The organism is Shewanella sp. MF05956, from assembly GCF_059758055.1.
Genome location: NZ_JCAYNV010000002.1, coordinates 75,010 through 88,493 on the forward strand (window position 1 = coordinate 75,010; position 13,484 = coordinate 88,493).

The following is a 13,484-nucleotide window of genomic DNA, read 5'->3' on the forward strand; positions in this document are numbered from 1 at the left end:
AACCTCCCCCATACATAGACTATGTAGATTTATTTTTAGGTTAACTTTATGGTTGCGATTGTCTTTGTCGTGTTTATAGCAGTATTGGCCATCGCCTGGATTGGCAGTAGCCGTTGGCGTAAACAACGTCAACGTCAGCAAATTACGGCTCAGCCATTCCCGAATGCATGGCGCGCAATACTTAAAGCTCGCTTTCCATACTTTAAAGCCATGCCAACAGATTTACAGCTACAACTCAAAAAGCACATTCAAGTGTTTATCGCTGAAAAACAATTTGTCGGTTGCAGTGGCTTTATCATCAATGACGAAGTTAAGGTCACCATTGCCGCCCAAGCCTGCTTACTGCTGCTCAATCGTCAAACAGATTACTACCCCAAATTAAAACAGATTTTGGTGTACCCAGCGGCCTTTATTGTTGAACAAAACCGCACAGACATTGCAGGGGTTCAGTCAAGCCAACGTAATGTATTGTTAGGAGAATCTTGGGAGTATGGCAAGGTCGTATTATCGTGGAACAGCACTGTTGAAGGGGCAGCCGATCCGTTTGATGGTAGTAATGTGGTTATTCACGAGTTTGCACATCAACTCGACCAGGAAGACGGCACTGCCAATGGGGCGCCACCATTAACAGACATTACCGCTTACCGTTCTTGGTCACAAACACTAGGCGAAGAATTTAAACAACTTCAGCATTGCGCAGTGCATCAGAAACCGTCATTATTTAACTATTATGGCGCAACCAATCCAGCAGAGTTTTTTGCGGTTATTAGCGAAACCTTTTTTGAACGTCCTGCGGAGTTTTACCAACAACACCAAAAACTATATAAAGAACTCAGTCAGTTTTATCACTTAGATCCAATCCATTGGCATTAACGCAAACCCACAATAAATCACAGCGAAAATGGCATTAACAACGTAAGGAACATTATGCAATCAATTATTCACCGACTTGGCTTTATCGCCATGTTAGTCACCACAGCTGCAGCTTTCGACTTACACGCAACAGAAGCGAATGACTTAACAACGGATCATACTCAAACAGAACCTAAAAATGCGGCAGTGAGTCAGCAAGTGAGCTCTGAAAGCCAAGCCGTTATAAAAGATCTCAACAATGTAGCAGATATTGAAGATAGCCAAGGCTTGTCAGAAGAAGACCGTCAAGAAGTTAGCGCGCTGTTAAACAAACTGCATGAAAGTGCAGCGGCAGCCGATTGGACTAGTTATTTCAGCTTGTATCACCCACAAGCAGTATTTATTGGCACTGATGATTCAGAGCGTTGGAATATGGTCGAATTTGAACGCTACGCAAAGCCAACAAAAGGCTGGCACTATGAACTTCAATCTCGTCATTTACTCCAAATAGACGATACGATTTTATTTGACGAGCAACTGTTTAGCCCAGCTTATGGCGTAAGCCGAGGCACTGGCGCTTTAGTCCACACGGAACAAGGCTGGAAAATCGCTCAATACCATTTAAGTTTTCCTATTCCTAATGAGAAAGCTAAACGTATCACCAGCTTGATTATGCAGTAATGATCTAAAATATTGAATCGAAAAAAAAGAGATGGCCATTGGTCATCTCTTTTTTTATATATACCCAATCAACTTGAAGATACGTGTTTCACAGCTTCAGGTTGATTGGGTATAAAGCTAACCACATTAACTCATCGACACAGCAAAACAGACATTAGCTAACTGGCAAAAATGGGTAAAGCTGTCATTGTCTTGTGGCTCAAAATGGCGAGCGGTGCCATGCCTGTCAGCATAAAATAACCCAAGCACTTTATTACCAATGGCTAACGGTGCAATCAAAAAACCAAACGAGGATAATTTTTCTACAAGCGCATCATCAACTTGCACTTTGCAATCTTGCGAAGAAGGCGCGTTAATCCAAATACTGCGTTTTTGTTCAATACATTGACTAAATACAGATTGAGGATCATTGAGTTCAATCACAAAAGCTTGTTTAAGCATCTCAGCATCGTCCCCCATCATGACCCGAGGTTGCAATAATTTACGGCTTGGCGATAACAACAACACCCCACATCGATCGACTCCCACTCCCGTTAAAATGCCTTCCAGTGTTGTTTGCATAATTTGATTAAAATCAGTTTTCACCACAGCATACTGAGTCAACTGTCGTAACTTGCTGAGTTGATATCCTTGATCCGTTTGACGAACAATGACTTCTTCGACAGGTGTTTCGATACAATCAGCTACGCGGCTCGGTTCAGGTAAATATGACACAATCGCTTTCGCACCATATTCAACCGCCAGTTTGTGGGTCATTTCATTACAATGAATAATCCGTTTAGTGATTTCTTCGACACTCACATCTAACATTTCGGCGGCTTGAGTTAATCTTTTTTGTAATTCTTTGGGATCGGAATAAGCTTGCGATAATACTTCCGAAAGCTTGTCCGCCAAAAATATGCAACGTATTTCAGGCATACGTTCGTCAGGTTGGGCTAAGGATTTCAACAAAACCTCTCCTAACCCCCAACTTCGGGCTATCCCTTGAGTAAGCTGGATAAAGGACGTGCCTAACTCAGCCCTAATTGCTGCGTTTTGATCTACTTTGTTATCAATATGGGCTAACTTACGGTCAAGATTCTCAGTAATATCGCCCCCCATACTCCAAAAAGCGCTCTCGCCAATGCGGTATAACAACGAGGCAATAAACACTTCTTCGCGTAAAGATTCACCGCGATCGCTCATCATCATCCGCGCCAACATCGCAGCTTGAAATGACTGGGCCATCAACTTTAACAAACGCTGGTATACGCCTTCAGACAGGTGCTTATTTTCTAAAAGACTAGTGAGAAGTTTTGCGGTAATACAAATATTGCGGATAGTATCAAAACCCAGCACAACGGCTGCACGACTAACCGTAGAAACCTGATTAATGCCTTTATTATAAATAGCACTGTTGGCCACCCGTAAAATACGTGAGGTTAAGGCGTTATCATGCATTACACTGCGGCCGAGCAACGCCAATGAAGACACATCATCTTTGGCAAGTTTCTCTAAGTCACGCACAGTTGAGCATAAAGCGGGCATTTCTTGATCACTGATACGTTTAGTCCAGTAATCGGCCCCTTTTGACTGAGTTGTGGGTTTCAATAATTAACCTAAAATAATTAACCTAAAATAATTAACCTAAATATAACAATTGTACATTTTAGTATACTCAATTTTGTTCAACTATCGTGTACTGTTTATGCTTTATTGTACTCATCTCTAAAAAAATCACGTAATTGAACATTGAAAGTTTATTTTATATACACTTTAATAAAATGAGCGCAAAAAAAACGGCTCATCAGAGCCGCAATCACAAATTCGTGGTTGGGAAAGCTTACGGGTAGGAAGTACCCAAACAATTAAAATCAACAACTAAGCAATTGCTTATGATCTAACAGATTGGATAAAAATCCCGTGCGACCTGTAGGTGAGCCGCACGGGGTTACAATAGCCACAAAGTGGCTAAACTTGTAAAACGGTTGAGCTAACGATTAACTCTGTTGTTCTTCAGTAGAAACCGTTAATGCGGTGACAGATGACGTCCTCCACTGAATGCAGGTAGTAACCTGGCCAAAGTAACCGGTGCCCACTTCTTGCAGATGCGATACGAATGCATTTGTTGCTGACGAGTTAATTGTGTCGTCATAGTGGCGCTCCTTCCTGACTCAATAAGTGGGCAAAGTGAATATCTTCGACCTTGCGCTATGTGCTCTTTGCTAATAAATGGGTCAATAAGCCGTCTTTACGCAGTTAACAGTTCGTAACCAGGTAAAGTTAAAAAGTCGACTAGCTCATCCGAGGTAGTTATTTGTTCAAATAACGCAGCCGCTTGAGTAAATTGACCTGCATTAAATCGTTCACTGCCGAGCTCTTTTTTCACGTTAGCTGTTTCTTGTTTCAACATGTCTTTAAATAAATCTTTAGTGACCAACTTACCGTTTGATAATGTTTTTTGGTGCTTTATCCATTGCCAGATAGACGTTCTTGAAATCTCAGCCGTTGCGGCATCTTCCATCAGGCCATAAATCGGTACACATCCATTACCTTGGATCCACGCTTCGATATACTGAAGTGCAATACGAATGTTTAAACGCATGCCTTCTTCAGTGCGTTCACCTGCGCAGGTTTCTAACAACTCACTGGCTAAAATTGGCGCGTCTACGTCGCGGGTAATGTGCAATTGATTGGTTTTATCGCCGCCGATGTAGTCGTTAAAAATCTGCATTGCGGTATCGGCTAAACCCGGGTGTGCAACCCACGTTCCGTCATGACCATTGCGCGCTTCTAATTCTTTGTCACCACGTACTTTTTGCAATACTTTGGCATTGGTTTCTTCATCTTTAGCAGGAATAAAGGCCGCCATGCCTCCCATGGCTAATGCACCACGCTTATGGCAGGTTTTGATCAGTAAGCGGGAATATGCACTTAAAAACTTAGTGTCCATGGTCACGGCTTGACGATCTGGCAATACTCGGTCTGGATAATTTTTTAATGTTTTGATGTAGCTAAAAATGTAGTCCCAGCGACCGCAATTAAGCGCCACGATGTTTGAGCGAAGCTCATATAGAATCTCTTCCATCTCAAATACGGCAGGTAGCGTTTCAATTAAACAGGTACATTTAATCGTGCCTGGCTTTAAGCAAAAACGTTCTTCTACGAAGGCAAATACCTTTGCCCACCAACGCGCTTCAACATGGCTTTCTAACTTAGGAATATAAAAGTACGGTCCAGAGTTTTTAGCTAATAATTGGCGATAGTTGTGATAAAAATACATTGCAAAATCAACAAGCCCGCCAGGGATAGGGCTGCCTTTATAAAGCACATGTTTTTCAATTAAATGCAGGCCACGAACACGGGCTATTAACACGGCTGGATCTGGGTTAAGTGAATACTGCTTACCCGTTTCTGGCGCTGTAAACGAAATATCGCCATTAACCGCATCACGAAGGTTAATTTGTCCTTCAACTACTTTTTGCCAGCTCGGTGCTAATGAATCTTCAAAATCTGCCATAAACACTTTTGCGTTAGCATTTAAGGCATTAATAATCATTTTGCGATCGACTGGACCGGTGATTTCCACACGACGGTCAGTTAAGTCTTCAGGCATGCCGCGGATAGTCCAATTGCCATCACGAATAGCACGGGTCTCAGGTAAAAAGTCTGGCAGTTCGCCATTATCAATGCGCGCTTGCTTTTGCTTACGCTTCATTAATAACTCTGGCACTTCAGCAGCAAATGTTGCACACAACGAGTTTAAAAAAGCCACAGCACCTGAGTTGAAAACATCTTGCTGACCTTCTATTACAGGGCCTACAAAGGTAATGTCGGTGGCTGCCGAGTCATCTGTTGATGTGGTCTTATTATATTGAGCTACCAACTGTTCTGCCGTCATATATGGCCCCCTAAGTGCTGCATCGTTTTGTTTGTGATGACTCATCAGTAACAACATCTGTGTTTGTATTTAATCGCAACATGTTGCCTGTTAACCCAATTGAGCCAAGGTCCAACGGTGCTGATTAATGTTCAAACTCAGTTATTACTTTTACTCAATCATTTACCGCGACAAACAAAAACGTTCAAATGTCTGCTTCGAACTAAAAACTAACCAAAAACATTTGTAATTGCAACAGTTTGAATTTAACCAAAGCCTTTATCTCCTCTCGAAAATATCGCTAAAAAACCGCTAAAATCAACATAAAAATAAAATACAAACAATTGATAAATATGAGCTTAAAGGTTTAGAGTTAATAATCTAAATCATATTTTATTAATTCATCTTACCAATTTACCAAGAAATACATTTGGTAAAAATCAATGTAATAAATTTACTACTTGTAAACATTTAATTACTAAACTTCAGTCTAAATAAGAAAGTAGAACAATTTGATTACGTTTTGAGCTTACCTATAGGTAAGGATTAATTTTTCATACTAAACATAATCTTAACAATTAAGCATACAAACCAGAATTTAAACGATCGTTTTAATATTACGTTTACGTAAACGAGAAAGTTGAAAGGTTGAGAACAACTAAAAAGACGAGTTACGTCACCCGATCAACAAGAATTGATAGATTGGTTTTTTGCAAAATAAATGCATTTATTTTGCAAAAAAATGATAAAAACGTCATTAATAGTGCATTTAAGATGATAATTTGCTTAGAAATGGTGCATGTGATTGAGGTGACTAAAGGTAAATTCGACAAGATGAATTTCATCATGGGTTTGGATAAACGCCAAATGACTCAATCAACGCTTAATAGCAATATTGATTGATATATCAATATACAGGGTATTTATCTGCTTTTCTGTCGACGATGTTGCATGCGAATACGCTTTCTTTGTCGATAATAAATCAACGTCATTGATGCATAATTCGGATTAATAATACTGCACAAGGGAACAGCACATGCACAAAATGGGACGTTTAACGACGCTTAGTGATTAGCTCAAAGGATTGGCTCAAAAGATTGGCTATAGCAGATTTGCACGACAGAAATAACATGATGAAGAATAAGCATAATAAATCAGATGATAAGTTGATATTAAGAGCTAGCCCTTAGCTCACCGAATTTATCGAAAGAGGTGTCAGCGCAGTAACGCATTTATGCTTAAGCATCAGGATAGATCAAGCGGGATTAATTTGAAAATAAACGAGTCGGCTTTGCCATTGATTCGTTGTAGCAAACAACACAGTTACGGCCATTATGTTTTGCGCTATAAAGGGCGACATCTGCACGTTGAATGAGTGGATCAAGGCTTAGGTCGTCTTTAGTCGCTGTGCTAACGCCACTACTCACTGTGATGGTGAAGTCGTGTCCTGAGTAACGGGTATTAATGCCTAATAATTCAATACGCACACGTTCTGCAAACTCTGCTGCTGCGGCTTGATCTTGCTTGGGCATAAAAATAGCAAACTCCTCCCCTCCCATTCGAGTAAAGATATCATTTGGCCGTATCATCGCTTCAATCACAGAAGTGACTTTTTTGAGGGTCCAATCTCCTGTTGCATGACCAAATTGATCATTGATGTTTTTAAATAAATCTAAATCCATCAGCAATACAGAAAACGGTTCGTTAATCGTTTGCGCCTCGACAAACTCATTTTCAGCTAATTCCTGGCCAGTTCGGCGGTTGTAAATCCCGGTTAGCCCATCACGCTGAGCTTGCTTCATAAATTGATTACGTTGCAGCCACGCTGAGATCAGCAGCAATAGCAACCCTACAGAAACACCCACTAATAAGGTCGAAAACATAATTGATGAACTTTTATCTTTCATGAATAAATCTTTCTGCTGTACCAGTAATTCATGATCTTGCATCAAACTATTGTTTTCGCGATTTTTCTCAACACTGTCAAAACGCGCCATTTGATAGGCGTTTTCCTTTACTTTTTGTTCGTTTAATATCTGCAGGCTCAATGCATTTGCCACCACTTGATATTGATAAGCTTTATCAAATTGACCTTGCTTACCAGCCACTAATGACAGCGCTTCATTCACGCGCTTTTTCACTAACCAATTATTTGGCGCTATAGGCAGCTGATTGACTTTGTCGGCAAAGAATTTGGCTTGCTGAAAACGGCCTAAATAAAAATAAGTCATGCCTAGATATGAATGAATTTCATTAATTTCGACTTCAAACTTAAACTTTTGATAACCTTCTAGTGAGGTTAATAATAACGATTCAGCCTGGAGATAATCTTCTTTTTCATAAGCCACTATGCCTCGGCCTTTAACCGACATAACGGCAATAAGCGGAAAACCTTGTTCGGCACAATATTGCTCTGTATCGCTAAAAAGGCTCGATGCTTGTTCAAGCTGCTTTAAACGCAAATGGGCCACTGAATAATACAACATCGAATAACATTGATTTTTAGGGTTTTTGCCTTGATTCAGATCCAGCGCTAATCGCGAAATACGTAACATTTCGTCGTACGCTTCTAATTCTAAATAGACATTTAGTAGGCGATTGTAAGTAGCAATTTTAATGCTATTGTCTTGGTAGTTATGTATGCGGGCTAAATTAATCTCTAGTTGGGTAAACGCTTGCTTGTAATCTTTAAGCCCTATGCTGGCAGTGACTTTGTATAAGTAAATCCGCGTTAAAATATCGTCAGGCGGATTAAAAGATAGCGCTTTTTCTAATGCGATATCGGCGTCGTTATACTCTGCTAAATACAGGTGCTTAACGCTTATCAGCATATAGAGGCGACTTTTTTGACTACTCGACAACGTTGCTTCATGGCTTAATACCGAATTAAGTTTAACTATCGCACTTTGGGTGTCGGTATGCATAAAACTTTCAGCGGTATCAAGCTCTGTATCTATTTCGTCTGCATGAGTTATCACCGCGCTACTTAACAGCAACACGGTAACAATCCATTTAATGCAAAAGCGAATCAGCAATGTGCCTACCTACTATGGTGTTGTGATTATCTGGAACATCTGCATCTCATCGTCTCCGGCTAATTGACGAATAAGGGCTTTATCTCCAGACATCACAGCAGCGATTTCTTCATCGGTAATGGCATTGGCTTTCATCACGCCTCGCGGATCTTGTTGATAAGCTTCTAACAATACGGCATCGGTGCCTAATTGAGTAAAAAATTGACTTAAGTTCGACATATCATGTCCTTAATTATAAATTTATTATGTGACACTAAAATGTTTTTCATCCGAGATCAGTCTCAGTTATTGCTAATTTCGCAAGCATTTCATGGTTAAGCCTCAGTGGTTGGCTCGGTGGAATGAGCAACGTACTGATGGTCGTTAATTGAACACCCGCTAATTCACCCAACTTAATTCTTTCTATGCGAGGTGCTTGTACCGCTAAATTTGCCGCTTCATAGATAACCACACCATGATCAAGCGAATACCACTGCGTTAAGTGTTCAACCAATATCTGCATTCTTGCTTTCGTTGTACCAAATTGCGTTAACGTATGTTCTCCAGCCAGCGCAATTTGCCACAACACAAGATGCGCGCAGGTATCGGGTACATGTTGATACAGCATAAATTGGGTGGCTTCATAACTTTGATGACCACTACTGCCAGGATCTATCCCAAGGTCTGCCCATAAACAAGCTTCTGCTGAAACACCCGCGAGCATTTTTGCACTAAAACCTAGCTTTTTTGTTTGTGCAATGGCCATATGGGACACACAGGAAAACACCCCAGGATGCCCATACAAAGCGCATACCACTATTTTATTGGCGCGTACTTCAACTAACATAGCATCAACCATTTGCTGATAACTATCACGTCGATTTTTAATTTCACCCGCTTGCGCGTAATAAAGTTGCAACGAACGAACATCATCATTAAGTGTCGCCAACCATCTGTCGGTAAAACCATCTGGCACCAACGAAAACACCACATCAGCAAGCTGAATGTAACTGACGCTTAGTCGGCCTATTTGTCCTGCAAGTTGTATCCCTGTGCCGACACAAATTAATTGACCGTTTTTTACCGGTTCGCTTGATGAGTCTGGTGGCTCTATTATCATTGTGCCATCTTATTTTATTGATGAATAACACTATTTTAACGCTACTAGCATTAATGCCAGCAATAGCACTACTGTTTAAAGTAAACACTTTAATGACTATTTACCAACATTACTACAACACTATGGTGTAAATATCGTCAGTATAACGACAACACCCAGTTAGAGACGGTGTGATATGTTGCGCGCGCCATATTTCTGTAATGGTCAAGTATTCCTCGACAAGATTGAAATAGCACCATTTAAAAATTAAGATTGAAACGCAACTGGTGCTGAGCTAATGCCATTTCGCATTAAGTAAGTGATCACTCATAATGCGTCCAGCGGTTTTTGATTAAAGCGTCGCTATGATGTAATGATTGTTCCCATTCAAATAGCGAAAACACAGAGCGAAAGCAGCTAAGGTATTCCTTTAAGGCGAGTGTTAATCGCAATATTGTTTTAAATGAGCTTTTCTGGTCATTTAATTGACAAAAAAAGGAACTTACGCCCAGATATTCACTCAAAGCCACAACATCTTCTAATCGGCCCTTGTCAGCATAGGGACAGCTTGGGTATGATGACCGACAGAATTTAGGAAGTAGCGCAGACAATGATAAACAAAAAACAAAGTCTTACCCTTGTAAGCGCAGTAGCGCTTTCACTATCTATGAGCGGATGTAGCGTTTTCGATTGGCTAATTTATAAGCCTGATATTCCGCAAGGTAACTACATGGAAACGCAACAAGTTGAAAAACTGCGCGTGGATATGTCCAAAGAACAAACTGAATATATTTTAGGGCGTCCTGTTTTACGCGACAGTTTTTCTGACGACACTTGGTACTATGTGTACCACTTTAAAAGTGGCCGTAATGCAAAAATCACTCATAAAGAACTCATCGTTCATTTTACCGGTGATAAAATCTCTAGCGTGACTGGCGATTACGATTTAAGTAACGAGTTCAGTACTCCACTTGAGTTGAGCACTTTACCGTCGGTAAACGAGGCTGATTTACAGCCGTTATTGCCTGAAGTGCGTCCAGACGCAAAACCTCTCGTTGAAGAAAAACGTCCTACGTTGAGCAATCAACCAGAAAAAACCAACGAGCCAGATTAATTCTTAATCCGCGCCGACAAAAAAGCAGAATCAACTGATTCTGCTTTTTTATATCTGCAATAAAATCGAAAGTGAACCTACTTCGATTAACTGACCTTAGCACCGGTAATTTTATTAATCCGGCCTTCATCTTTCGCTTTCTCGGCACGTTTACGACGCACGTCTTTAGGGTCGGCAATCAAAGGGCGGTATATTTCAACACGTTGCCCAGGCACGAGCACTTCATCGTGTTTTGCTGCTCGGCTGAAGGTCCCCAGCTTAACGTCATCAAGGTTTATTTCAGGAAAAAACTTCACAATATGACTTTGAACCACCGCTTCAATGAACGTTGTGCCCGCGGTAACCATTGTTGTGATGATTTTTTGCTGCTTTGGTAAGGCATAAATGACATCCACGGCAAATTGTTCTGTTTCACTAGTCACGATAAATTACCTTTGCTCTTTCGGTAAATGCCATCACCATCGACGACATTAACTCTTTAAAAACTTTACCAAATGCCATATCAACTAACTTATTTGAAAATTCAAAGTCTAAGTCAAACTCAACTTTACAGGCTTCGTCAGTTAATTCAGTAAACTGCCATAATCCATGCATATACTTAAAAGGACCGTTTTCAAGCTCAAGAGAAATCGTTTTTGCCTCTACAATCTGGTTGCGCGTTGTAAAGGTTTTACTGATCCCAGCCTTACTCACATCAACAGATGCCACCATGGTTTTACCGTCAAACTCTAGCACCTTCCCCCCTACACAGCCGGGTAAAAAAGCATGGTACGACTCAACATCATTGACTAAATCATACATTTCTTTAGCACTAAACCTAACCAGCATACTTTTGGCAATCTTGGGCATCTGACATCACTATAGTAAAAACAATGTGTGGATTTTATCACGTTACACAAAAAAGGCATCCGCCTTGATGTTAAATCGTGTGGGAAATAACACAATCGTTAAGAAACTGGGTATAATCGTTGATATATCAAAAATCTCCCCCATATCTTTTATATCAATGGTGTTAATTTAAAACATTAATATAATAGCGTTTATTAAATGGGCTAACTGCTGACTGTCAGCTCGCTCTGTTAAAGAGTGATAGCGACATTCACTACGGTAAATACAATGGTAAAGAAAAAAACAGCAAATGCCTCAGCAAGCATCGCACGCAACAAGCGCGCGACCTTTGAATACCGCATCGAAGACAAAGTCGAAGCAGGATTGCAGCTGATGGGCTGGGAAGTTAAATCTATCCGTATGGGTAAAGTTAACTTATCAGACTGTTACGTATACATTAAAGAAGGCGAAGCCTTTATGCATGGTTGTACAATTCAACCACTGAATACGGCATCGACCCACGTAATATGTGACCCAATCAGAACCAAAAAACTGCTACTAAAGCGCAGTGAAATTGACAAACTTGCCGGCTTAATTGAACGTCAAGGCTACACCTTAGTGCCATTATCAATGTACTGGCGCAAAGGCGCTTGGGTAAAAGTTGAGATTGGCTTAGGTAAGGGTAAAAAAGATCACGACAAACGTGAAGACACCAAAGAACGCGAGTGGAAAATTGAAAAAGCACGCGTAATGAAAAAAGACAAAGAAAACGCTTAATCTCGTCAGTAGGCCGCACAAACAACTAAAACAGATAAGTTGTTATTGAACATAGGCCTATAACGAACAGATAGTGAACAAACGATTATATTTTGTTAATGGACACTAGGTATTCGTCCAACAACACGTTATGATTAACTCAATTGGGGGCGATTCTGGATTCGACAGGATTCACGAAACCCAAGGAGCATGTCGAGGGGCGGTTGGCCTCGTAAAAAGCCGCACCGTTATAGTTGCAAACGACTCTAACTACTCTCTAGCAGCTTAGGCTAGCTAGCCATCACCCACACGTTTCGCACGTGGACAGTGGATTCTGATGGTCATATTACAGTGTGCTAGCGAGGGAACTCCGTCCGGGGGTGAACCGCGAAACAGTACCGGACTCACCAAGTAGCATCCTGTCTTTCGGAGACTGCTTGGTTAAATAAAAGAGAGACTAAACATGTAGTGCCGAGGATGTAGGCTTTCTGGACGCGGGTTCAAGTCCCGCCGCCTCCACCAATTTATAGAAGGGCTTAGCAGCAATGCTAAGCCCTTTTTGTTTGTCTGCTAGCCCAGATTTCTGCTTTATTATTGTGGCTAGATGGGTATTTGAATCAAATGAGTATATTCGGTACCAACACTTCATTGGTACTTATAGCCTGCCGCAGGTGATGTATAGGAAATACAAATGTCACAATCACATGGATGTGAAAGAGTGACCTTAGTGCAATCGCTTCTGTGACAAGCTGTAAACCCATCCATGGGCGCTCTGCGAAAACATCCATGTTTTCGAAGGGCACAGCCGCGCTTGCACCTGTAATTTTACTCGTCTTCCCGGTGATGCTTTTGAGCCGGGATCCAGGTGTTTGCTTTGTACTTTTGTACTTTTGTACTTTTGTACTTTTGTACTCATGGCCTGCGGCCACTAACGTCGTGGCGCTTCGCCCACACCAGACCAAAAGGAAACCAACGGCTGTTCCCTCTTGGAACTCCCAGCCGCCACATCAAAATTATCTGAAAAGCGATAATTTCGCGACGTGGTTGAATCCAGCTTTTGGCGGCGTTTGTAAACTGCTTCGGCCACCTCTTTATAGTAAAGAATGAAAATGCTAACGCTTCAGATGGGGCGTCCCTTCCCCTCTAAAGCTAGCTGGCCGTCCATGGCCAGCTTACGTCATTTTCTTCAACGTCCTCAAGTCCAGAGTTGAATCAACCAATTACAAGCAAAGCATGAAACTCGTTTTTGCCCCAAAACTTGATACTCTTTAATGAGTAAGC

At 41.1% G+C, this 13,484-nt stretch carries 11 protein-coding genes and 1 other RNA gene; 5 read left to right on the forward strand and 7 right to left on the reverse strand.

Going from position 1 to position 13,484, the window contains the following annotated elements:
* The first annotated feature begins 48 nt into the window (after window positions 1-48).
* Both AC19MX_RS02255 and AC19MX_RS02260 read left to right on the forward strand, forming a co-directional pair.
* Window positions 49-873, forward strand: a complete 825-nt coding sequence (locus AC19MX_RS02255) for a M90 family metallopeptidase (RefSeq protein WP_432398914.1) — start codon at window positions 49-51, stop codon at window positions 871-873.
* 54 nt (window positions 874-927) lie between these two features.
* Entirely contained in the window at window positions 928-1,533 is a 606-nt protein-coding gene (locus AC19MX_RS02260) for a nuclear transport factor 2 family protein (protein ID WP_432398915.1), read from the forward strand.
* Window positions 1,534-1,659: 126 nt separating this feature from the next.
* Here the strand turns inward: AC19MX_RS02260 and AC19MX_RS02265 are convergent, their stop codons facing one another.
* From AC19MX_RS02265 to AC19MX_RS02285, 5 genes are all read right to left on the reverse strand, one after another.
* Complete coding sequence (locus AC19MX_RS02265) at window positions 1,660-3,123, reverse strand: HDOD domain-containing protein (protein WP_432398916.1); 1,464 nt, start codon at window positions 3,121-3,123, stop codon at window positions 1,660-1,662.
* Window positions 3,124-3,763: 640 nt separating this feature from the next.
* On the reverse strand, window positions 3,764-5,413 hold the full coding sequence (gene aceB, locus AC19MX_RS02270; RefSeq protein ID WP_432398917.1) for a malate synthase A: 1,650 nt from the start codon (window positions 5,411-5,413) through the stop codon (window positions 3,764-3,766).
* 1,244 nt (window positions 5,414-6,657) lie between these two features.
* Window positions 6,658-8,391, reverse strand: coding sequence for a tetratricopeptide repeat-containing diguanylate cyclase (locus AC19MX_RS02275; protein ID WP_432398918.1), 1,734 nt, complete (start codon window positions 8,389-8,391; stop codon window positions 6,658-6,660).
* Between the two features lie 48 nt (window positions 8,392-8,439).
* The gene (locus AC19MX_RS02280; RefSeq protein WP_432398919.1) at window positions 8,440-8,646 is read right to left on the reverse strand and encodes a hypothetical protein; all 207 of its coding nucleotides are present in this window, start codon (window positions 8,644-8,646) and stop codon (window positions 8,440-8,442) included.
* A gap of 46 nt (window positions 8,647-8,692) precedes the next feature.
* Window positions 8,693-9,526: an SAM-dependent methyltransferase gene (locus AC19MX_RS02285; RefSeq protein ID WP_432398920.1), complete on the reverse strand. Its 834-nt coding sequence runs from the start codon at window positions 9,524-9,526 to the stop codon at window positions 8,693-8,695.
* 589 nt (window positions 9,527-10,115) lie between these two features.
* On the opposite strand from AC19MX_RS02285, the gene AC19MX_RS02290 reads away from it, so the two are divergent.
* Window positions 10,116-10,619: an outer membrane protein assembly factor BamE gene (locus tag AC19MX_RS02290; protein WP_432398921.1), complete on the forward strand. Its 504-nt coding sequence runs from the start codon at window positions 10,116-10,118 to the stop codon at window positions 10,617-10,619.
* 86 nt (window positions 10,620-10,705) lie between these two features.
* Here AC19MX_RS02290 and AC19MX_RS02295 read toward each other — a convergent pair whose 3' ends face one another.
* Both AC19MX_RS02295 and AC19MX_RS02300 read right to left on the reverse strand, forming a co-directional pair.
* Window positions 10,706-11,041, reverse strand: a complete 336-nt coding sequence (locus tag AC19MX_RS02295; RefSeq protein WP_432398922.1) for an RnfH family protein — start codon at window positions 11,039-11,041, stop codon at window positions 10,706-10,708.
* Window positions 11,034-11,468 carry an SRPBCC family protein gene (locus AC19MX_RS02300; protein ID WP_432398923.1) on the reverse strand — a complete coding sequence of 145 codons (435 nt, stop codon included), beginning with the start codon at window positions 11,466-11,468 and terminating at the stop codon, window positions 11,034-11,036. The genes AC19MX_RS02295 and AC19MX_RS02300 overlap by 8 nt, the downstream gene beginning before the upstream one ends.
* Before the next feature lie 267 nt (window positions 11,469-11,735).
* Here AC19MX_RS02300 and smpB point away from each other — a divergent pair, with 267 nt between their 5' ends.
* Window positions 11,736-12,224, forward strand: a complete 489-nt coding sequence (gene smpB / locus AC19MX_RS02305) for an SsrA-binding protein SmpB (RefSeq protein WP_188954380.1) — start codon at window positions 11,736-11,738, stop codon at window positions 12,222-12,224.
* Between the two features lie 145 nt (window positions 12,225-12,369).
* Window positions 12,370-12,725: a transfer-messenger RNA gene (ssrA, locus tag AC19MX_RS02310) on the forward strand.
* Window positions 12,726-13,484: the final 759 nt, after the last annotated feature.

Coding starts and splice junctions, on each gene's coding strand:
- AC19MX_RS02255 (WP_432398914.1), top strand. CDS start 49: ATGGTTGCGATTGTCTTTGTCGTGTTTATAGCAGTATTGGCCATCGCC.
- AC19MX_RS02260 (WP_432398915.1), top strand. CDS start 928: ATGCAATCAATTATTCACCGACTTGGCTTTATCGCCATGTTAGTCACC.
- aceB (WP_432398917.1), bottom strand. CDS start 5,413: ATGACGGCAGAACAGTTGGTAGCTCAATATAATAAGACCACATCAACA.
- AC19MX_RS02280 (WP_432398919.1), bottom strand. CDS start 8,646: ATGTCGAACTTAAGTCAATTTTTTACTCAATTAGGCACCGATGCCGTA.
- AC19MX_RS02285 (WP_432398920.1), bottom strand. CDS start 9,526: ATGATAATAGAGCCACCAGACTCATCAAGCGAACCGGTAAAAAACGGT.
- AC19MX_RS02290 (WP_432398921.1), top strand. CDS start 10,116: ATGATAAACAAAAAACAAAGTCTTACCCTTGTAAGCGCAGTAGCGCTT.
- AC19MX_RS02300 (WP_432398923.1), bottom strand. CDS start 11,468: ATGCCCAAGATTGCCAAAAGTATGCTGGTTAGGTTTAGTGCTAAAGAA.
- smpB (WP_188954380.1), top strand. CDS start 11,736: ATGGTAAAGAAAAAAACAGCAAATGCCTCAGCAAGCATCGCACGCAAC.